At 70.5% G+C, this 20,675-nt stretch carries 18 protein-coding genes, 1 tRNA gene and 1 riboswitch; of the genes, 17 read left to right on the top strand and 2 right to left on the bottom strand.

Translation table 11 applies throughout. The features are described 5' to 3' along the window. Positions 1–245: 245 nt before the first annotated feature. The 4 genes from ASC46_RS13070 to ASC46_RS13055 all read left to right on the top strand — a co-directional run bounded on the left by ASC46_RS13070 (position 246) and on the right by ASC46_RS13055 (position 5,215). Positions 246–3,398: a helicase-related protein gene (locus ASC46_RS13070; protein ID WP_055459750.1), complete on the top strand. Its 3,153-nt coding sequence runs from the start codon at positions 246–248 to the stop codon at positions 3,396–3,398. 46 nt (positions 3,399–3,444) lie between these two features. Further along, a complete protein-coding gene (locus ASC46_RS13065) occupies positions 3,445–3,741 on the top strand; it encodes an RNA-binding S4 domain-containing protein (RefSeq protein ID WP_055459749.1) in 297 nt (98 codons plus the stop codon). Positions 3,742–3,946: 205 nt separating this feature from the next. Continuing rightward, complete coding sequence (gene fdxA, locus ASC46_RS13060; protein ID WP_055459748.1) at positions 3,947–4,285, top strand: ferredoxin FdxA; 339 nt, start codon at positions 3,947–3,949, stop codon at positions 4,283–4,285. Between the two features lie 339 nt (positions 4,286–4,624). Then, a complete protein-coding gene (locus ASC46_RS13055; RefSeq protein ID WP_055459747.1) occupies positions 4,625–5,215 on the top strand; it encodes a CarD family transcriptional regulator in 591 nt (196 codons plus the stop codon). Between the two features lie 211 nt (positions 5,216–5,426). Here the strand turns inward: ASC46_RS13055 and ASC46_RS13050 are convergent, their stop codons facing one another. Next, positions 5,427–6,839, bottom strand: a complete 1,413-nt coding sequence (locus ASC46_RS13050) for a M48 family metalloprotease (protein ID WP_082464834.1) — start codon at positions 6,837–6,839, stop codon at positions 5,427–5,429. Between the two features lie 68 nt (positions 6,840–6,907). Continuing rightward, positions 6,908–7,774, bottom strand: coding sequence for a thermonuclease family protein (locus tag ASC46_RS13045; protein WP_055459746.1), 867 nt, complete (start codon positions 7,772–7,774; stop codon positions 6,908–6,910). 20 nt (positions 7,775–7,794) lie between these two features. Here ASC46_RS13045 and ASC46_RS13040 point away from each other — a divergent pair. The 13 genes from ASC46_RS13040 (at position 7,795) to cobJ (ending at position 20,594) form a co-directional block, all read left to right on the top strand. Then, positions 7,795–7,871: transfer RNA gene (locus ASC46_RS13040), tRNA-Arg, on the top strand. Positions 7,872–7,999: 128 nt separating this feature from the next. Continuing rightward, on the top strand, positions 8,000–9,361 hold the full coding sequence (locus tag ASC46_RS13035; protein ID WP_055459745.1) for an O-antigen ligase family protein: 1,362 nt from the start codon (positions 8,000–8,002) through the stop codon (positions 9,359–9,361). Then, positions 9,358–10,047, top strand: coding sequence for a hypothetical protein (locus tag ASC46_RS13030; protein ID WP_055459744.1), 690 nt, complete (start codon positions 9,358–9,360; stop codon positions 10,045–10,047). The genes ASC46_RS13035 and ASC46_RS13030 overlap by 4 nt, the downstream gene beginning before the upstream one ends. Before the next feature lie 378 nt (positions 10,048–10,425). After that, positions 10,426–10,839 carry a nucleoside diphosphate kinase regulator gene (gene rnk, locus ASC46_RS13025; RefSeq protein ID WP_055459743.1) on the top strand — a complete coding sequence of 138 codons (414 nt, stop codon included), beginning with the start codon at positions 10,426–10,428 and terminating at the stop codon, positions 10,837–10,839. Between the two features lie 64 nt (positions 10,840–10,903). After that, positions 10,904–11,093: riboswitch (cobalamin riboswitch) on the top strand. A 35-nt stretch (positions 11,094–11,128) separates the two neighbouring features. Continuing rightward, positions 11,129–11,302, top strand: a complete 174-nt coding sequence (locus ASC46_RS13020) for a CbtB domain-containing protein (protein WP_055459742.1) — start codon at positions 11,129–11,131, stop codon at positions 11,300–11,302. Between the two features lie 6 nt (positions 11,303–11,308). Beyond that, positions 11,309–12,034, top strand: a complete 726-nt coding sequence (locus tag ASC46_RS13015; RefSeq protein ID WP_055459741.1) for a CbtA family protein — start codon at positions 11,309–11,311, stop codon at positions 12,032–12,034. After that, positions 12,034–12,462, top strand: a complete 429-nt coding sequence (locus ASC46_RS13010) for a DUF1636 family protein (RefSeq protein ID WP_055459740.1) — start codon at positions 12,034–12,036, stop codon at positions 12,460–12,462. The genes ASC46_RS13015 and ASC46_RS13010 overlap by 1 nt, the downstream gene beginning before the upstream one ends. A 67-nt stretch (positions 12,463–12,529) precedes the next feature. Beyond that, complete coding sequence (cobW, locus tag ASC46_RS13005; RefSeq protein WP_055459739.1) at positions 12,530–13,579, top strand: cobalamin biosynthesis protein CobW; 1,050 nt, start codon at positions 12,530–12,532, stop codon at positions 13,577–13,579. A 47-nt stretch (positions 13,580–13,626) separates the two neighbouring features. Further along, positions 13,627–17,112: a cobaltochelatase subunit CobN gene (gene cobN, locus ASC46_RS13000; protein WP_055459738.1), complete on the top strand. Its 3,486-nt coding sequence runs from the start codon at positions 13,627–13,629 to the stop codon at positions 17,110–17,112. Then, entirely contained in the window at positions 17,109–18,467 is a 1,359-nt protein-coding gene (locus ASC46_RS12995) for a hypothetical protein (RefSeq protein WP_082464833.1), read from the top strand. The genes cobN and ASC46_RS12995 overlap by 4 nt, the downstream gene beginning before the upstream one ends. After that, on the top strand, positions 18,464–19,096 hold the full coding sequence (locus ASC46_RS12990) for a precorrin-8X methylmutase (RefSeq protein WP_055459736.1): 633 nt from the start codon (positions 18,464–18,466) through the stop codon (positions 19,094–19,096). The genes ASC46_RS12995 and ASC46_RS12990 overlap by 4 nt, the downstream gene beginning before the upstream one ends. Further along, positions 19,093–19,824: a precorrin-2 C(20)-methyltransferase gene (locus tag ASC46_RS12985; protein ID WP_055459735.1), complete on the top strand. Its 732-nt coding sequence runs from the start codon at positions 19,093–19,095 to the stop codon at positions 19,822–19,824. Before ASC46_RS12990 ends, ASC46_RS12985 begins: the two co-directional genes overlap by 4 nt. Next, the gene (cobJ, locus tag ASC46_RS12980) at positions 19,821–20,594 is read left to right on the top strand and encodes a precorrin-3B C(17)-methyltransferase (protein WP_055459734.1); all 774 of its coding nucleotides are present in this window, start codon (positions 19,821–19,823) and stop codon (positions 20,592–20,594) included. The genes ASC46_RS12985 and cobJ overlap by 4 nt, the downstream gene beginning before the upstream one ends. Positions 20,595–20,675: the final 81 nt, after the last annotated feature.

Here is a 20,675-nt window from a genome sequence, read left to right as displayed (position 1 = left end):
TCCAAGTGCTTCGCCGTGCCTTGGCTGGAGGTTCCATATCGGTCGTTTGTGGCGCAGGGCAGGTTCAGCCACCATATGTCGTGGCGAACGAATCCTGATTCTGCACGAGTCAGCGATTCGGGCTCCCTTCGTTCGTGGCCTGTTCGCATCGTTAAAAAGCGCGCGGGCGGGCGTTCCGCTGTGGTACAGGAGGGTGCCGGAGCAAAGCTTCGCGGCGCCGGACCGTTTATCGTAATCGGGATCGCATGCTTCTTCGATCATTGCCGCCTTCCGTGCGCGCCCGCGGGGTCACCGCCGTGCTTGGGCCGACCAATACGGGCAAGACGCATCTCGCCATCGAGCGCATGCTGGCGCACGACAGCGGTATAATCGGCCTGCCGCTGCGCCTGCTGGCGCGGGAGGTCTACGGCCGCCTCGTCGAACGCGCCGGCGCCGATCAGGTCGCGCTCGTCACGGGCGAGGAGAAGATCAAACCACTCAACGCCCGCTACTGGGTGGCGACTGTCGAGGCCATGCCGCGCGACCTCGATGTCGCCTTCTGCGCCATCGACGAGATACAGCTCGCTAGCGACTTCGATCGCGGCCACGTCTTTACCGACCGGCTGCTCAACCAGCGCGGCCGCTCCGAAACCCTGATCATAGGCGCGGCCACAATGCGCCCGCTCGTCGAGAGGCTGCTGCCGGGGGCCAACATCGTCTCGCGGCCGCGTCTCTCGCAACTGAGCTATACCGGAGAAAAGAAGATCACGCGCCTGCCGCGGCGCTCTGCCGTCGTGGCCTTCTCGGCCGAGGAGGTCTATGCCGTCGCCGAGCTGATCCGACGGCAGAAGGGTGGGGCGGCCGTTGTCCTCGGAGCTCTGAGCCCGCGCACGCGTAACGCCCAGGTCGAGCTCTTCCAATCCGGCGAGGTGGATTATCTCGTCGCCACGGATGCCATCGGCATGGGCCTCAACCTCGACGTCGATCATGTCGCCTTTGCCAGCGAGAGGAAGTTCGACGGTTACGGCTTTCGCCAGCTGACCCCTGCCGAATTCGGCCAGATCGCCGGCCGTGCCGGCCGTCACATGCGGGATGGCACCTTCGGCACGACGGGTCGCTGCCCGCCCTTCGATTCCGAGCTCGTCACGGCACTCGAGGACCATGCCTTCGATCCGGTGCGCATGTTGCAGTGGCGCAATCCCGACCTCGATTTCTCCTCGCTGGCTGCCCTGCAGCGCAGCCTCGCTGCGCCGCCGCGCGAGGAGGGGTTGACGCGCGCCCCCACGGCCGAGGACGAGGCGGCGCTCGACATCGCTGCCCGCGATGCCGAGGTGCGCCGCCTCGCCGGCTCGCGGTCGGCGGTCGAGCGGCTGTGGGAGGTGTGCCAGGTGCCGGACTACCGGCGCGTCGCATCGGCCGCTCATGCCGACCTCGTCGTCACGATTTACCGCGATCTCGTCAGCAACGGCGTGCTAGCGGAGGACTGGTTCGCCCGTCAGGTCGGCCTCGTCGACCGCACCGACGGCGACATCGACACACTTTCCGCACGCATCGCGCAGGTGCGCACATGGACCTTCGTCGCCAACCGTCCCGACTGGTTGACCGATCCCGAGCATTGGCAGGCGCGAACCCGTCAGGTAGAGGACAGGCTGTCGGATGCGCTGCACGAGCGTCTGGCCAGTCGGTTCGTCGACCGGCGCACCAGCGTCCTGATGCGGCGTTTGAGAGAGAATGCGATGCTTGAAGCGGAAGTCACCGCCGCTGGGGATGTGCTGGTCGAGGGCCAGCACGTGGGCCAGCTCCACGGATTTCAGTTCGCCGCGGACCCGCAGGCGGACGGCACCGAGGCCAAGGCCCTGCGCGCCGCAGCGCAGAAGGCGCTGGCCGGCGAGATCGAAATGCGCGCCGAGCGCCTGGCCAACGCCGGGGATGATACGTTCGTGCTCGCGAACGATGGCGTCGTGCGCTGGATGGGCGAGGCCGTAGCGCGGCTGGTGCCGGGCGAGAAGTTGCTGGGCCCGCGCCTGCGCATCCTCGCCGACGAGCATCTGAGTGGTCCGGCGCGCGACAAGGTCGAGCAGCGGCTGGACCTCTGGCTCAAGGCGCATGTCGGCAAGCTGCTCGGGCCGCTTATCGCCCTCGAGGAGGCGAACGAACTCAATGGCATTGCCCGTGGCATCGCGTTCCAGATCGCCGAATCTCTTGGCGTGCTAGACAGGGCGCGCGTGGCGCAGGAGGTCAAGGGCCTCGACCAGGAGCAGCGCGGCGCTCTCAGGCGCATGGGCGTGCGGTTCGGCGCCTATCATCTCTACTTGCCCCAGCTCCTGAAGCCGGCGCCGCGGGCGCTTGCCGCGCAGCTCTGGGCGCTCAAGCACGGCGGCCTCGACGTCAAGGGGCTCGACGATATTCCCCATCTCGCCGCCTCCGGGCGCACGTCCATTCCCGTCGATGCCGAGGCGCCGAAGGCGCTGTATCGCGCCGCCGGCTTCCGTGTCTGCGGCGAGCGGGCCGTGCGGGTCGACATCCTCGAGCGCCTCGCTGATCTCATCCGCCCGGCCATCGCCTACCGGCCCGGCACGACGCCCGGCGAGCCGCCGGCCGGCGCGGCCGATGGCGACGGCTTTGTCGTCACCGTCGCCATGACCTCCCTCGTCGGCTGCTCGGGCGAGGATTTCTCCTCGATCCTCAAGGCGCTGGGCTATGTCGTCGACCGCCGCCCGGGGCCGGCCATCACGGTGCCGCTCGTGCCGGCGCCCCGTCAGGTGACGCCGCCGCAGCCCGGTCTGCCGGACGCGGCTGCCGAAGCGCAGGGGGATGCGCCGGCCGAGCCAGTTGCCGAGACCGGGGCGACCATCGCCGAACGGGCAGCCTCCGAGGATGCGGCCGGCGAGACGCCGTTGGCAGACGAGCCGGCTGAGCAAGGGGCCAACACCCGAGAGGATACCGCCCAGGAAGTCGTCGCCCAGGAACTGGCCGCGCAGGAACCTGCTCCCGTGGGAGAGAGTGGGGTGGACGAGCCTGCTGCGCAGGAAGGCGCAACGGAAGCGCCGGCGGAGCCGGCTATCGTCGAGGTGTGGCGTCCGCACCGGCATCATCACCACGCGCAGCAGCGGCAGGGCGCGGAAAAGCGCGGCCGCCGCCATGGCCGCGCCGAGGCGCCGCGTGAGGGCGGGCCGGGGCGTCCCGACAGACCGGCGGTGCGTGGACCGATGCGTTCGGCCCAGCCGCGCAACGGCGGGCCGGCCGAAGGGCGATCCGAGAAACGGGCCGACGGCGGGCCGCGTCGCGGCAAACCCGGGGAGGGACGCGGCGAGCGCCGCCACGAACAGCGCAACGAGCGCGCGCCAGATCCCCATTCGCCTTTTGCCAAGCTGCTCGCCCTCAAGCAGCAGCTCGAAGCGCGGGACGACAAGAAGTAGCGGCGCCACGGGGCCTCGCGTCCCGCCGCCAGCGCGGACGGAGTGCATGACCGAGCAGGAAGCCGAGCGGCTGCGTCTCGACAAGTGGCTGTGGCACGCGCGCATGGCCAAGAGTCGCACGCTCGCGGCCAGGCTGGTGACCGCCGGCCACGTGCGCCTCAACGGCCGGCGCATGGAGGATCCCGCCCGCCGCATCGGCAGGGGGGATGTCCTCACGATCGCGCTCGCGCACGGGACTTTCGTCGTCACCGTCATGGCGCTCGGTACGCGCCGCGGGCCTGCGGCAGAAGCGCGCACCCTCTATGTCGAGAATTTGCAGGACGGCTCTGCAGCCAGCGAATGAGTGCGCTCTGGCATCGTCCCGGCTGGCCCCTTAAGTCACACGATGGGCGGATGTGCGAGGTCGCAATCCACGCGCGGCCGTCGCGGCCGCGCGCGACGAGACGTCGCTTGCTTTGCGGACGCGGAGCGGGTAGAGCGCGCTTTCGCAACCGACGGACGGGCGCGGGCCCGCCTTCGAACACGGGGCCAGGCGGCAGGAGAAGCGGATGACCTACGTCGTCACCGACAACTGCATTCGTTGCAAGTATATGGATTGCGTCGAAGTTTGCCCCGTCGACTGTTTCTATGAAGGCGAGAACATGCTCGTCATCCATCCCGACGAGTGCATCGATTGCGGTGTGTGCGAGCCGGAATGCCCTGCCGAGGCGATCAAGCCGGACACGGAGCCTGCGCTTGAGAACTGGTTGAAGCTGAACGCCGATTTCGCCAAGGTGTGGCCGAACATCACCCAGAAGCGCGAGCCCCCGGCCGATGCCAAGGAGTTTGATGGCGTCCCGGGGAAGCTGGAAAAGTATTTTTCGCCCGAGCCGGGAGAAGGGGATTGAGCGCCTTGCCCCGCCCGCTCGCGGGGTGCGGCGCGGTAGGCCTTTGATTTTCACTGCATTTTATGATAGGTTGTTGTTCTACAGTCGGTTAGCGCAATGGGCACGGTCGTTTTCGCCGTACTTTGTTCAGCCAAAGAACGTCAGTAGCGGAACCTGCGATGTCCCTCGCAGGCGCCCAAGGCCTTTGCGCGACACGGGTTCATCGACTGAGATCAGTTTGCGAGGCAGAGGTGTCCCTCCTGCCCCGCTGGTGTTGTGCCACCGCCGCGGATCAGCCTTCCCGGTGGTGGGGCGTATCGTCCGTTTCGAGGCGAGTGCGATCAGGAGGCGACCACTATCATGACGAATGCCAAGAAGACCGCCCAGCGTCAGGGTTTCAAGACGGGGGAATCCATCGTCTATCCCGCTCATGGCGTCGGCCAGATCGTCGCCATCGAGGAGCAGGAGGTCGCCGGTTTCAAGCTGGAACTGTTCGTCATCACATTCGAGAAAGACAAGATGACCCTGCGCGTGCCGACCACGAAGGCGGCAAGCGTGGGCATGCGCAAGCTCGCCGAGACACCGCTGGTCGCCAAGGCGTTGGAGACGCTGACCGGCCGCGCGCGCATCAAGCGCACCATGTGGTCGCGTCGTGCCCAGGAGTACGAGGCCAAGATCAATTCGGGCGATCTCATCGCCATCGCCGAGGTGGTGCGCGACCTGCACCGTTCCGATGCCCAGCCCGAGCAGTCCTACAGTGAGCGCCAGCTCTACGAAGCCGCGCTCGACCGGATGGTGCGGGAGATCTCGGCCGTCAACCGCGTCACCGAGACCGAAGCGCTGAAGCTGATCGAGGACAGCCTCGCCAAGTCGCCCAAGCGGGCGGCGAAGGTGCCGGTCGAGGCCGATGCCGACCTTGATGCCGAGGACGTCCAGGAAGAAGCCGCCTGAGCCCTGCGTTAGACAAGAGCCCGGCAGCAATGCCGGGCTTTTCGCTGTCTGACCATCGCCGTTGCTGGCGGCGCGGTCCCGGGCTTTGCTTGCGCTGCGCCGGTTTCATCATTGGCTCGCGACGGGGGCCGGCCGCCTCGTGCGGCACGCGGCATGCACCTGCACCATTCGCAGGCGCGCCGTTCCGCGACCTGGCAGGCCGCGCAGCCGATCATTCTTCCGTGATGATCTTGTAGGTCCAGCCGGGCGTCAGCGGCTTGCCCGCAGTCAGGCCATTCAGCACGAGAAAGCGCTCGAGCGGCCGGTCGGGCGCCGACATGCGGCTTGCGAGGCTCTCGGGCGTGTCGCCGGGCTGCGCCGTGATCAAGGCGATGCGGCGCGGCCGGATGGACGCGATTTCGTGCGTGGAGAGCCGGCGGAAGCTCGCGAGGGTCTGTCGGAAGGCGCGCATGGTGGCGGTGCTGTTGTCGCGCGAGGCGTAGACGAGGCGGTAGACGGCACCGTCGACGCGGATGGCGGCCAGCTGGAAATACCACTCCTTGCCTTGGGTGGTGCCAGTCGCCGCCGGCAGGCCGTTGATCGTCGTCTCGGTGATGTTCTGGGTCGTCATGCCCTCGATCCAGCCCGAGGCGAGGAAGTCCCGGAGGCTCTGTGCCGGCGGCAGCTCGACGGCGTCGAGGCGGAGGGCATGCGAGCCGTCGGGCGAGACGCCGAACACGGCTTGGGCCGTATTATCGAGCTGGAATCCCTCCGGTCCGGCGAAGGTGATGCCCAGGCGCGGATGCTGGAAGCGGCGTCCCTGAACGACGCCGTCGGCCGGGTCCTCGCCATAGGCGATGCCGTTGATGGCGTTGAGATAGGCATTGCGGTCGGCCGCCCCAGCCCGCGTGCTGCTGGCCAGCCGTGCCGCGGCGATGGCCTGGGACACGCGCTCCGGCGTTGTCGGGTGGGTCGAGAGGAAGTTCTGCCCCTGGGCCGACCGGCTCGAGCTTCCATTGAGCTCGGCGTTGCGGCTGAGAGAGACGAGGAAGCGCGCCGCACCATAGGGGTCGTAACCCGCCTTGGCGATGGTGCGCACGCCGATGCGGTCCGCCTCGAGCTCCTGGGCGCGCGAGAAGCCTGCGATCGACAGGCGCGTCTCGTCTCGCACCTGCTCGCTCGCCGCCGGGTCGTTCAGCACCTCGGAGACCACGCGGCTGACGAGCATGGAGCGCTGCTCCATCTCCGCGCGCGCGACAGCGTGGCGTGCGGTGACGTGGGCGATCTCGTGCGCCAGTACGCCGGCGATCTCCGACGTGTCGTTGGCGAGCGCGAGCAGACCGCGCGTGACATAGACGTTGCCGGTCGGAAGGGCGAAGGCGTTGACAGTCGGGGAGTTGAGGATGGTGACGCGATAGCTCTCTGCCGGACGGTCGCTCGCCGGCGCCAGCTTGGCCACAACCTGCTGCAGCAACTGCTCGGCCCTGGCGTTGCGGTATTCGCCGCCGAGCGCGGTGACGAGTTGCTGGTGCTCGCGGCTTGCTGCCCGGTCGAGCCCCGTCAGCCGCGGCGCCGCCGGCGGCAGGGGGGCAGTGTCCGGCAGCCGGCTATTGTCGAAAGCACAGCCGGCCAGGAGAAGTGCCATGGCAAGTCCTGCCGCCAGACGCGCGGTACGTCCCGGCAAGACCAGACCTGTCCTGTCGCTCAGCCTGCTCATTCCGTTCCGGCCACCTCGATCCGCTCTATGTCTTCCGCCCGTGTTACCTCGATCAGCGGGCCGCCGCGCAGCTCGACGACGCCGCGTACACGCACCCGGCGCCCTTTGAGAGAGGCCGCAGAGAGACCGGCCGCGCGCATGGTCTCCCAGATCGGTTTCGAGACGGAGACCGTCATGTCCTCAGACCAGCTCCGGCCGAAATTGAGATAGGTACGGGCTGTACGCTCGCCTACACTCGCCACCGTGCCCTCGACGATGGCGAACCGCCCCGCCAAGGCTGCAAGCCCGTCAAGATCGCTCGCCTCCCGCACCGCATGCTCGGCTTCGCGCCACAGCCCGCGTACCTCGCGCCGCGCTTCTGTCTCTGCCGCGAGCAACGTCGGTATGCAACCCTTCACGCCATACTGCGGCCACACACGCGCCAAACCGTTCCGCACCAACAGCTCCTCGAGCATCATGACATCGGATGCGCCTTCGGCGTCGGTTGACGCGTGTTGTGGGAAAACGTCCCACGCGGCCGAAAAGTTCTTTCCGACCAAGATTGAGGCAACATTGCGGCCCCAGCGGTCCGTTCCCGCCCCGATTGCGGCAAGCGTGACCTCTTCTCCGGCGAGTGTTGCAAGTCGTCCACGCCAGGTTTCGGCCGCCGGCCCGTCCTGCGGCAGCACAGCGCCGGCAAGTCGCACCGTGCGGCCGTCGTCGAGGCGGAAGTCGCCATGATGTGTGACGGCGGCGATGCGCGCCGTGCCGGCGATGCGCCCCGGGCAGGAGGCTGCGCGAGCCGGCGCCGCTGCGATGAGCGCCACGAGAACGGCCGCGATGCCGACATGATGCATGTGCCGCGCTGCAATTTCGAGAATCATGTGCTAAAGGGGCTGCGGTTGTCCCGGTAGCTCAGCAGGATAGAGCAACGGTTTCCTAAACCGTAGGTCACAGGTTCGAATCCTGTCCGGGACACCATCCCGTCCATTGTTATCCCGCCAGCAGTGGGCCGGCCAGCGCTTGCGGCGCCGCCCGCGCGTGGGCGCGTGGCAATTTGTGCCGGGCGGCGGTAGTCTCATGTTTCGGGAGCCAGCGGGGCGCCGCGGATGCAACAGACGGGAACCGGCAAGGCGCAACTGCGCCGCCCGGGGGATGGCGATGTCGCTCAAAGGCCCGCCGTGATCCGGCTGGTTGCGCTGGCGGCGCTTGTCGTGCTTTTCGATGTCTTTCGGCCGCAGATAGTCGGCATCGACTTCGAGCAGGCCATCGAGATCTATTCGCCGCTGTTGCGCGGCCTGCTCATCGGCATCTACGCCCTTGGCCTCTGCTTCGGCCTGATGGTGCCGCGCCGCTTCGCAGCCACGCTGCTGCGCGCGTGGCCCGTCTTCCCGGTGCTGCTTCTCGCGGCGTTGTCTGCCTTTTGGTCGCCGCTTCCGGGGGTGACATTGCAGAAGGCCTTCGCCAGCACGGCGACCTTCGTCCTCGGCTGCGGCTATGTTGCGTATTTCGGCGCCCGCGAGACCTTGCGTCTGGTCGCCATCGTCCTCGCCATCGGCATCCTCGCCAGCGCGCTCTTTGCCTTCGCTGCGCCCGAACAGGCGTTGCACCAGCGCACGGATGCCTTCGAATCCATCCATGCCGGTGTCTGGCGGGGCGTCTTCTACCATCGCGTGCTGCTGGGTCAGGCGGCGGCCCTCACCTGCATCACCTGGCTCTTCTGCGCCGGGCCGTCCCTCGGGCCGCTCGTTCTGCGTCTCGCTATCGCCGCCGTGGCCGTGCTTTGTCTCGTGCGGTCGGAATCGGCCGGCGGCTATGCGGCGCTCGTCATCGGGGTTGCCGCCATGGCCGGGCTTCGCCTCCTCGAAGGGGCCGGGCGGAGCCTGCGCGGTGTGCTGCTGGTCCTTGGCCTCTTCTTCCTCGTTCCGCTGCTGCTCGCGTCGCAGGCGCTGCTCGCCGCCGGCATCATGGCCCTCGGCCGAGACCTCACCTTCACCGGCCGCTGGCAATTGTGGGTCCTGCTGATCGATCTCGCGAGGGAGAATCCCTGGCTCGGTTACGGCTTCAGCGCCGGCTACCAGGTGCTTCGGCCGGCCATCACAGCGATGTTCGGCTACGATTTCGTCAATCCGCACAGCGGCTACATGGACATTCTCATCGGCCTTGGCGTCGTCGGGCTCCTCGCCGCTCTCTTCGTCCTCTTCGTTCTCCTTCGCCAGTCCTTGCGTCTCGCCTTGCGGGAGGACGTGGCACGGCTCGGAGCCTTGCGCTGTATGCCTTTCGCCGTCGCTGTCTTCCTGATCGGTGCAAATGTGGTCGAAGCCATGCTGATCGAGAGCCGCGGCTTCGCCACCGCGCTGCTCGCGCTGACCTTCGCGGCCGCGGGTGATGCGGCACGCGGCATCACGGCTACCCGGCGTCGGGCTACGGGGCTGGCCGTTCTGCCCATCCTTTCGGGACAGACGCGATGAGGCGCGCCACGACCCTCCTCCCTGCCGTCGCGCTGGTCGCCGCCGGCCTTGTCATGTTGCGGTCCGAGTGCTGGGCAGTTCGCGCGATGGGAACCCTTGTGCCGGAGTTCGGCGCAAGACAGCTGTCGCGCGTCGCGATCGCTGATTCGCCCGTTCCGGGGCCGCTCGGCGACATCGAATCAGGCGAGGTTCTGGCCGTTGCGGCGCTGTCCTGCGACAGCGAGTGGCTCGTCCTGGTGGCGCGGAGGGCTCGCGATGAGGCGGAGCGGCAGCGCCGGGTCTGCACCGACCTGCGCCGGCGCCTCGTTCGGGCCTCGCCCCGCTCCGGGGATGCCTGGCTCGTCCTGGCTGCTACCCAAGTGACCGGGGGACGCCTCGACGACCAGGGCAGGGCTGCCCTCGCCCTGTCGATCCGCACCATGCCTTTCGAGGCGTGGATGGCGGAGCGGCGGGTGCTCTTCGCCCTCGATGCCTTCGACGCCCTCACGCCGGACGAGCGCAGGCGCATCGCGGCGGATTTCGCCATCCTCGTGATGTCCGGGCATCGCATGCAGCACATCCTCGCGCGCGCGTCGCTGGACCCGCGGGCCGAAAAGGTCGCGCTGGCGCTGGGTGACTTGGCGGGCGGCGAGGTGCGCGCATGGTTCGCCACCCAGCTCGCGCGGCTCGATGCCGCCGAGAAGTGACGCTGTCCACAGGCCGCAGCGCGTCAGCCCGTTTGACACCCGCTCCGGCCGAACCCATATTCGATGGATGATGTTGAAGGTCGTGCCACAGCGCCGTTTCCTGCTTCGCGCGGGTTCTCTCATCGCGGGAATATAGCCCCGGACGCGGTGTGGCCATTGGGCTGCCCGGGTTCGGGGCAGCCGCCGGGCTTCGGCCTGACGACCGCCGGCGTAGGCCGGCCATACACGACATCACACGACAGTCATCCACATCATGCGGCCAGGGCGCCGCGCGCCGGCCGGCCGTAGAGGCGGTCGCGCTGCGAGGGCCGTTCCGCGAGCGGCCTGCCCGTCAGGAAGCGGCACCGGGCCGTCGAACGCTCATCGGGAGGTTATTCCATGTCCGCCGTATCGTCGCGCCGCGCCTTGCGCCGTCCGCCCATCACGGTCTCGCAGGAGGATTTCGACCGGCTTTACGCGCTGGCCGAGGCTGCGGCCGACCGCCAGCCGGAAGTCGCCGAGAATCTCCTGGGCGAGCTCGACCGGGCCAAGGTCCTGCCCGCAGGCAAGCTGCGCAGCGCCGTCGTCGCCATGGGCTCGCGCGTCACCTTCGAGGACGAGGTGACCGGCAAGGTGCAGACGGTCGAGCTCGTCTACCCCGGTGAGGCCGATATCGCGGCCGGCCGCATCTCCATCCTGACTCCAATCGGCGTCGCGCTCATCGGTCTTTCCGCCGGCCAGTCGATCTCGTGGGAGACGCGCGGCGGCGAGCGGCGGCAGCTCAAGGTCCACGCCGTCGAGGAGCGGTGGTGAGGCGCCACCGGGCGCCTCGGCGGTGGCGCTCGGCAAAAAGCGTGATTGCAAGCGCCTCGTGAAACGGTAATGTGCCGGTGACGGTGCCTCGCTCCCGCGAGGTGAAAAGGGAACGCGGTCGAAAGCCGCGGCTGCCCCCGCAACTGTAGGCGGCAAGCGCCGGGCCGGATGCCACTGGGACCCACGGGTCCCGGGAAGGCGGCCCGGGGACGAGAGCCGCAAGCCAGGAGACCTGCCGTCGCCGATCCACGCGTGAGGCTGCCGGGTGTGGCAGCCAGGGAGATGCACGATGACCGCAGTCGCAACCGCCCGCGTTGCCAGCCGCGCCGAAGCCTTCAAGGCGGCGCTTCTCGCCTTCGTCCTCGGCACGGGCCTCGTCTTCGTGACGGGCTTCGCCCATCCCGACACCATCCACGATGCCGCGCACGACACGCGCCACGCCCTGAGCTTCCCCTGCCACTGACGGGCAATGCTTCAACGCGTGCTCGCGGTCGGCCTTGTGGCCGGCCTCGTTGCCGGGCTTGCGGTTGCGGTCCTGCAGCATTTCACCACGACGCCGCTGATCCTGGCGGCGGAGGTCTATGAGGTCGAGGCCGAGCAGCAGGCCCGTGGCCTGCTGGTGCCGGCCAATATCATCCTCGCTCACGGCGGCCACGGCGCCGGTGCTGCCGCATCGGGCGGTGAGGCCGGCTTCGATGCCGGCAGGACCTTGCTGACCGGGCTTGCCACGATCGTCACGGCCGTCGGTTTCGCCCTCGTCATCCTCGCCGCCATGATCGCGGCAGGCGGGCGCATCGACGAGCGCCGGGCCCTCGGCTTCGCCTTCGCCGCCTTCCTCGCCGCCGGCCTTGCACCGGCCCTTGGCCTCGCGCCGGAACTGCCCGGCAGCGCCGCCGCGCCGCTGCTCGCGCGGCAGGTCTGGTGGATCGCGACGGCGGCGCTGACCGCGGGCGGCCTGTGGCTGTTCGTGCGCCACGGCGCGCTCTGGGCCCGCGCCCTCGCCCTTGCCATGATCGCGGCACCGCACGTCGTCGGCGCGCCGCATCCGGCCGCCTACGAGAGCCGCGTGCCGGCCGAACTCGCCGCCCAGTTCGCCGCCACCTCGCTCGCCGTCCAGGCGGTGCTGTGGCTGTCGACCGGGCTCCTCGTCGGTCTCCTCTGGCAGCATCTGGCCCGCCGGGCGGGTGAGGCCTGATGGCGGCGCCCGACGTCACCGTCTTCGTCTGCGTCTCCTGCCGGCGGCGCGCCGACAATGCCGTCGGCTTCGATGAGCCGGGCCGCGTGCTCGCCGAGCGCCTCGCCGACCGGCTGGCCGATGACGCGCCCGGCGCCGCGGTGGTGCCGGTCGAGTGCCTCGCCGTCTGCAACCGCCCCTGCACGGTGGCGCTCGTCGGTGACGGTAAGTGGACCTATCTCGTCGGTGACCTCGACAACGAGGCCCATCTCGACGACATCGCCGCTGCCGCACGGGCTTATGGCGCCACCGAGAACGGCATCATCGCCTGGAAGGAGCGGCCGCTGCCCTTCCGCAAGGGCGTCGTCGCGCGCGTGCCGCCCCTGGCCTTTCGCCCGCAGACGCCGACGCCGGCCCTGAGCGGCAGCGATGCGCTGACGCAGGACTAGCCGCGCCGCTCCTGGCGCAGCCCCCGATTTTCTTGTGCCGCCGTGATGCGGCAGACTGGACCGACAGATGCAAGCGACCCTTCCAGCAACGACGGCCAAGGTGCCGTGTACCATCGTCACCGGCTTCCTTGGCGCGGGCAAGACGACCCTCGTGCGCCGCATCCTCGAGGGCGGCCACGGCCGGCGCATTGCCGTCATCGTTAACGAATTCGGCGACGTCGGCTTCGACGGCTCGTTCCTTTCCGGCTGCGGCATCGCCGGCTGCCCGGAGGAGGCGGTGGTGGAGCTGCCCAACGGCTGCCTGTGCTGCACGGTGGCGGATGACTTCGTGCCGGCGCTCGACCGGTTGCTCGCCATTGAGCCGGCGCCCGACCACATCGTCATCGAGACCTCGGGCCTCGCCCTGCCCAAGCCGCTCGTCAGCGCCTTCAACTGGCCGCAGATCCGCTCGCGCGTCACCGTCGACGGCGTCGTCGCCGTGGTCGACGGGCCGGCCGTGGCGGAGGGGCGCTTTGCCGACGATCCCGCCGCGCTGGCGGCGCAGCGTGCGGCGGACGAGACGCTCGACCACGACAATCCGCTCGAGGAGGTGTTCGAGGACCAGATTCTGTGCGCCGACCTCATCGTGCTCAACAAGACGGACCTGATGAGCTCGGCCGAGATCGAGGCCGTGTCAGCACAGATTGCCAGCGAACTGCCGCGCGCGGTCAAGATCGTGCCGGCGGCCAACGGCGCCATCGACGCGCGCGTGCTGATCGGCCTCGGCGCGGCGGCGGAGAACGACCTTGCCGCCCGTCCGTCGCACCATGACGACATCGGCGAGCACGACCACGACGACTTCGAGAGCGCTGTCTTCCCGGTGGCCGATGTCGATTCGCCCGAGGAGATCGCCCGGCGCGTCGCCGCCGCGGGCGCGGTGGATGGCGTCCTGCGCATCAAGGGTTTCCTCGCGCTGCCGGACAAGCCCATGCGGCTCGTGGTGCAGGCGGTGGGATCCCGAGTAGGCCATCATTTCGACCGGGCATGGAAGCCGGGTGAGGAGCGCGCGGGCCGGCTCGTCGTCATCGGCCTCAAGGGCTTCGACCGGGATGCGGTGGCGGGTGCGCTCGCCGGGTGAGGAGCGCGCGGGCTTGCCGGCTGCGTGAGAGCTGAGGGACGGAGGCGATGCACCTCCTCGCGACGACATCCGTGACGCTCGACGAGGCGAACGAGGCGGTGGATGTCGCCCAGTCGCCGGGCGACGTCGTCGTGCTCTCCTTCGCCGACAGCGATCTTGCGCTCGTCGCGGCCGCCCATGCCCGTCTCGCCCATGCTCGCTCCGGCAGCGACTTTCCCAGCCTGCGCCTCGCCGACCTCAAGCGGCTGCGCCATCCCCTGTCGGTCGACCTCTACGTCGATCAGGTGGCGGCGAAGGCGCGTTTCGTCCTGGTGCGTTGCCTCGGCGGCGTCGACTACTGGCGCTACGGCCTCGAGCGCCTGTCACAGCTCGCGCGGGAGACGGGCTTGATGCTCGCGGCGGTGCCCGGCGAACCGCGGCCCGACCCTGCGCTCATGGCGCTCTCCAGCGCCTCGCCGGACCTGCTGCGCGCGCTCCATGCCGATTTCTCGGCCGGCAGCGAGGCAGCGATGCAGGCAATGCTCGGCCGCATCGCGGCCGCCCTCGGCCATGAAGCGACGGGTGAGACGACGCCTGCCGTGCCGGCACCGCTCCCGCCGCTCGTCGCCTGGTCGGCTGAGGGCGGGGCGATGGAGCCCGAGGCGGCGCTCGCGAGCCTGCCGGCTGACAGGCCGGTCGTGCCGCTCCTCTTCTATCGTTCGGCGCTTGCGGCCGGGGATGTCGCGCCGGTCGCAGCCCTTGCCGAAACCTTGGCCGTGCGTGGCCTCGCGCCGCTGCCGCTGGCGCTCACCAGCCTCAAGGATCCTGCCGTCGCCGAGCCGCTGCGCCGGCTCGTCGCGCTGCGCCCGCCCGCCGTGATCGTCGCGCTGACCGGCTTTTCGGCGCGTGACGATGCCGGCTTCGTCCTCGATACGGCCAGGGTGCCCGTCATCCAGGCGATCGTCTCGGGCAGCACGCGCGAGGCCTGGGCCGAGGCGCCCGCCGGTCTCGCCGCCGCGGACCTCGCCATGCAGGTCGTGCTGCCGGAGGCGGACGGGCGCCTCATCGGCCGCGCCGTCGCCTTCAAGGAATGGGCGCTCGACGTGCCCGCGGCCGATTTCGTCGGCCGGCGCAAGGTCGCCGATCCGGAGGGCGTGGCGGCGGTCGCGAACCTCGCCGCCCGCTGGGCGCGCCTTGCCGCGACGCCGCGCGGCGAGCGGCGCCTTGCCTTCGTCCTGTCCGACTATCCTGCCCGTGCCGGCCGCGCCGGCTATGCCGTTGGGCTCGACACGCCGGCGAGCCTCTGCGCCATCTTCGACGATCTCGCCGCGGTCGGCTTCGACACACGCCGCAGCTTCGATGTGGCCGACGTGATGCCGCGGCTGACGGGCGCCGTGCCTCCCTCCCCCCGCTTGCGGGGGGAGGGGGCCAGGGGGCACCCGGTCGCCGCGGCTGATCTCTCCCGAGATTCGGCGGCCCCCGGCGAAGCGCTCCTGTCCCTTGCCGATTACCGCGCCTGGTTCTCCGCCCTGCCCGCCGCGCTGCAGGCGGAGGTTCTGGACCGCTGGGGCGCGCCTGAATCGGACCCCGCCTGTCGCGACGGCCATTTCGTCTTCCCCGTGCTGCGCGCGGGCAAGGCGCTTGCCGCCCTGCAGCCGGGCCGCGGCCTGCCTGACGCCGACAGGAAGGCGTTGCATCACGCGCCGGACGTGCCGCCCTGCCACGGCTATCTCGCCTTCTATCTGGCGCTCAGGCGCTCCGGCGTCGATGCCCTCGTCCATCTCGGCACGCACGGCACCATGGAATGGCTGCCGGGCAAGGCCGTAGCGCTGTCGGGCGCCTGCTGGCCGCAGGTGGTGACGGGCGACCTGCCGGTGATCTATCCCTTCATCGTCAACGATCCCGGCGAGGCGGCGCCCGCCAAGCGGCGTATTGCGGCCCTGACGCTCGGCCATCTCACGCCGCCGCTCGCCATCGGTGGACTCCACGGTGAAGCGGCCGGACTGCGCGACCTCGTGGAGGAATATGCCGGCGCTCAGGTTCTCGATCCGCGCCGGGCGACACTCCTTGCCGAGGACATCCTGTCGCGTGCCGAAGCCGCCGGCCTCGCCGCCGAGTGCGGCATCGTCCCGGGCATGGGGATGGCGGAGGCGCTGAGCGCGCTCGATGCGCATCTTTGCGATCTCGCCGAAGTTTCGTTCGCCGCGGGACTGCACGTCTTCGGCCGCAGCCCCGCGGCACCTGAGCGGGCGCGTCTCCTCGCCGAGATCGCCGGGCTCGACGAACCGGAGGCCGCGCGCGTGGCCGAGGCTGTCGCGGCGAGCGGCGCGGCCGAGCGTGACGCTCTCGTCGCCGCGCTCGACGGGCGTTTCGTGCCGCCCGGCCCGTCGGGGTCGCCGGCCCGCGGGCAGGTGGAGGTGCTGCCCACCGGCCGCAACATGACGACGCTCGATCCACGCGCCGTGCCCACCCGCGCCGCGGTCCGACTCGGCGAGCGCGCCGCCGCGGAAGTGATCCGCCGCCATCTGCAGGAGACGGGCGACTGGCCGCGCCGCATCGTCATGGACCTATGGGCCTCACCCACCATGCGCACCGGCGGCGAGGACATCGCCCACGCGCTGGCGCTGATGGGCGCGAAGCCGGAGTGGGACCATGCCTCCGGCCGTGTCGGCGGCTTCACCATCCTGCCTCTGGCGCTGCTCGACCGGCCGCGCGTCGACGTCACCCTGCGCGTCTCGGGCGCCTTTCGTGATACCTTCCCCGTCCAGCTGGCGCTGCTCGACCAGGCGGCGCGGGCGGTCGCGGCGCTCGACGAGGAGGACGGCTGGAACCCGCTCGCCGCCGCGCGCCGCGCCGGTGGCCTCCTGTCCCGCGTCTTCGGCGCCGCGCCGGGCCGCTACGGCATGGGGCTGGCGGACCGGGTCCTGGCGGATGACGAGGCCGCGCGCACGGACCTCGCCGCGCTCTACCTGGCCGCGACCGACCACGCTTATGGCGCCGGCGAGGCGCGCGCGGATGACTCCTTTGCGGAACGGCTCGCGGCGGCGGATGCCTTCGTCCACGTGTCCGACACGCGCGAGCGCGACATCCTCGACGGCGACGACGCCATGGAGGCCATCGGCGGCTTCGCCGTCGCCGGGCGGGACGGGGCGCTCGTCTTCAGCCTCGACACCAGCCGGCCGAAGGCCCCGCGCGTGCGCACGGTCGAGGAGGACGTCGCCCGCCTCGTCCGCGGCCGGCTCATAAACCCGCGCTGGATCGCCGGCCAGCTCGCTCACGGCTGGCGCGGCGCTGCGGAGCTCGCCCAGTCGCTCGATGCCGTCTTCATCTGTGCGGCCACCACGGGCGCAGTGTCGGACCATCAGTTCGACATGCTGTTTTCCGCCTATGTCGGCGACGAGGCGGTTTTCGCCCAGGTGCGGGAGGCCAATCCCCCGGCCGCCGGTGCTATCCTCGAGCGTTTCGCCGCGGCCCGCCGCCGCGGCCTGTGGCGCTCGCGGCTCAATTCCGCCGCCACCCGGCTGGAGACCCTCGTCCGGGAGGCCGCGGCATGAGCGTTGCGGCTCCTGTACCGGCCAGCCGACGCGGTTGGTGTCCGGGCATCGCCCGCCCCATGGCGACCGGCGACGGCCTGCTCGTGCGCATCCACCCGCGCCACGGCTCCTTGACGGCGGCACAGCTTGGAGGGCTCGCCGATCTGGCTGAGCGCTACGGCAACGGCATTGCCGATGTTACGAGCCGCGGCAACCTGCAGTTGCGCGGTGTTGCCGAGGACGATCATGGCGCGCTCTCCGACGCGCTCGCCGGACTCGGCTTCATCGATGATTTGCCGGCAACAGGACCGCAGCGCATCGTCTTCCTCGATCCGCTCGCGGGTCTCGACGGCCTGCGCGACCTGCGCCCGCTCGCCGACGCCATCGAGGCCGCGCTGCGGCCGCTGCGCGCGAAGCTCCCCGGCAAGTTCTGCATCGCCCTCGGACATGAAGGCACCGCGCCCGCCGTGGCGGCGGACCTCGAGGTCGCCGTCGATGCGGACGGAAACGCTGTCGTCCGTTTGCGCGATGTATGGCCACCTGAAGCTGACGCGCCCTACTCCCCTCCCACTTGCGGGGAGGGGCTGGGGGTGGGGGTCACGACGAAAGAGGGTGGTTGCCTTCCTGGCTGGCCCCCCCCCCTCCCTAACCCTCCCCCGCAAGGGGGGAGGGAACAGGCGGCCGGTCTCCCGGTCCGGATTGCTGCGCTGGTATCGGAATTCCTCGCCAATAACCCCGGTAAGCGGAGCCCTCGGCAAAGAAGCGATGTGCCGGCTAATTACCTCGGCCTTCTGCCAGCCGGCGAACAACCGATCCTCGCCGTCGCCCCGGCCTTCGGCCGCCTCGCCGCTGCCGACATGCGCCGGCTCGCCGGTTGGGCCGGCCGCCACGGCGCGGGAGAACTGCGCCTGACGCCGTCCCGGGCCGTGCTCATCCCGCATCTTGACAGGGGCGCCGCGGACGGGCTGATGCGCGAGGCGCGGGCGGCCGGCTTCATCGTCGATGCCGATGATCCGCGTGCCTTGCTCGTCGCCTGTCCGGGGCGGCCGGCCTGCCGGAGCGCCTTCGCGCCGGCGCAGGCCGATGCCCTGCGCCTCGCCGGCGCGGCCGGGCTCCTCGGCGCCGTGCATGTCTCGGGCTGCGCCAAGGGGTGTGCGCGCCAGGCGCCGGCGCCGCTCACGCTGGTGGCCCAGGCGGGCGGCTATGGCGTGGTGCTCGACGGCACGGTGCGCGATGCGCCGCTCGCCGTCCGCTCAGCGGCGGAGATCGAGGCGCTGCTGCAGCAGGTTGTCGCGACTGGCCCGTCGCGGGGCGAGGCAATCGCTTCCCTCGTCCGCGCGTTGGGATCTGAACCGGGGAAGGAGATGCCGCGATGAGCGGCCGTTACGATTACGAGCGCGACGGGGCGGCGATCTATCGCGCTTCCTTCGCCATCATCCGCGCCGAGGCGGATCTTGCGCGCTTTTCCGGCGCCGCCGAGCGCGTCGTCGTGCGCATGATCCACGCCTGCGGCATGACGGACCTGTCGCAGGACGTCGACATGTCCGGCGGCTTCGCGGAAGCGGCGGCGGCGGCCCTGCGCCGGGGCGCGCCCATCCTCTGCGACGCGCGCATGGTGGCGAACGGCATCACCCGCGCGCGCCTGCCGGCGGGCAACGAGGTCGTCTGCACGCTCGACGACCCGCGCGTGCCGGCCCTCGCCGAGAAGATCGGCAACACCCGCACCGCCGCGGCCATGGAGCTGTGGCGCGCGCGGCTCGCCGGCAGCCTCGTCGTCGTCGGCAATGCGCCCACGGCGCTGTTCCGGCTGCTGGAAATGCTGGACGAGGGCGCGCCGCTGCCGGCCGCCATCATCGGCATCCCCGTCGGCTTCGTCGGCGCCGCCGAATCGAAGGCGGCGCTCGCCGCCGACGGGCGCGTGCCGCACCTCGTCGTCCACGGCCGGCGCGGCGGCAGCGCCATGGCGGCCGCGGCGGTCAACGCCCTTGCGAGCGATAGCGAATGACCACCCCAGGCAAGCTCTTCGGTGTCGGCATGGGGCCGGGCGACGCCGGCTATGTGACGCTGCGCGCCCGCGCAGTGGTGCTCAAGGCGGGCGTCGTCGCCCATTTCGCCAAGAAGGGGCGGCGCGGCCATGCCCGCACCATCGCGGATGCGGCCATCGGCACAGGCAGGCGCGAAATGGCCCTCGTCTATCCGGTGACGACCGAGATCGCCGTCGCCGATCCGGGCTACGGTGCCGCCATCACGTCCTTCTACGACGAGGCGGCCGAGGCGATCGCCCGGGAACTCGCCGCCGGCACCGATGTCGCCGTGCTATGCGAGGGCGACCCCTTCTTCTACGGCTCGTTCATGCATCTGTGGCGGCGCCTGCGGGGGCGCTTCGCGGTGGAGGTGGTGCCGGGCGTCACCGGCATGTCGGGCTGCTGGTCACGCGCCGGCGTGCCCATCACCTGGGGCGACGACGTGCTCACGGTGCTGCCGGCGACGCTCGCGAAGGAGGACCTGGTGCGCCGTCTCGGCACGACGGACGCCGCCGTCATCATGAAGCTCGGCCGCAACCTCCCCAAGGTGCGTGCGGCGCTGATCGAGGCCGGGCTCATCGAGCGCGCTGTCTTCGTCGAGCGCGGCACGATGGACGGCGAGATCGTCTGCCCCCTCGCCGAGAAGGCGGACGACGAAGCGCCCTATTTCGCCATGGTGCTGGTGCCCGGCGAGGGGCGCCGGCTGTGAGCGCGCCGGGCCGTCTCGTCATCGTCGGCCTCGGGCCGGGCGGGCCGCACTGGCTGACGCCGGCAGCGCGCGCCGCGCTTGACGGCGCGAGCGACCTCATCGGCTACGGACCCTATCTCGACCGCCTCGGCGACCTGCGGCCCGACCAGCGCCGCCATGCCTCCGACAACCGGGTGGAGCTGGAGCGGGCGCGCCACGCGCTCACGCTCGCCGCCGAGGGCCGGCGGGTGGCCGTCGTCTCGGGCGGTGATCCCGGCGTCTTCGCCATGGCGGCGGCCGTGTTCGAGGCGGTCGAAGGGGGCGATCCCGCCTGGGCGGGGCTCGACATCCACGTGGAGCCCGGCGTCACCGCCATGCTCGCCGCCGCGGCCCGGGCCGGCGCGCCGCTCGGCGGCGATTTCTGCGCCATCTCCCTGTCCGACAATCTGAAGCCCTGGGAGGTGCTGGAGAAGCGGCTCGCTGCGGCGCTGTCGGCCGATTTCGTCATCTGCCTCTACAACCCCATCTCGCGCGCGCGGCCTTGGCAGCTCGGGCGCGCCCTCGCCATCGCCCGCGAGCATCGCGCGCCGGAAACGCCCGTCATCTTCGCCCGGGCCGTGGGGCGTGCCGACGAGAAGCTGACGGTGGTGCCTCTCGCCGAGGCGGCCGGCGGCCTCGCCGACATGGCGACCCTCGTCATTATCGGGGCCTCGACGACGCGCTGCGTGCTACGGCCGGCCGGTGAACGACCCTGGGTCTACACGCCGCGCAGCTACGGAGGCGGGCGATGAACAGAGCGGCGTCAATTCTCCCCTCCCCCTTGCGGGGAGGGGTCGGGGGTGGGGGGCGTCAGGCCGGGCGCCGGTCGCTTG

The sequence above is a fragment of the Chelatococcus sambhunathii genome (assembly GCF_001418005.1).
Taxonomy (GTDB): Bacteria; Pseudomonadota; Alphaproteobacteria; order Rhizobiales; family Beijerinckiaceae; genus Chelatococcus_A; species Chelatococcus_A sambhunathii.
This window is presented reverse-complemented; position numbering and strand designations above follow the sequence as displayed.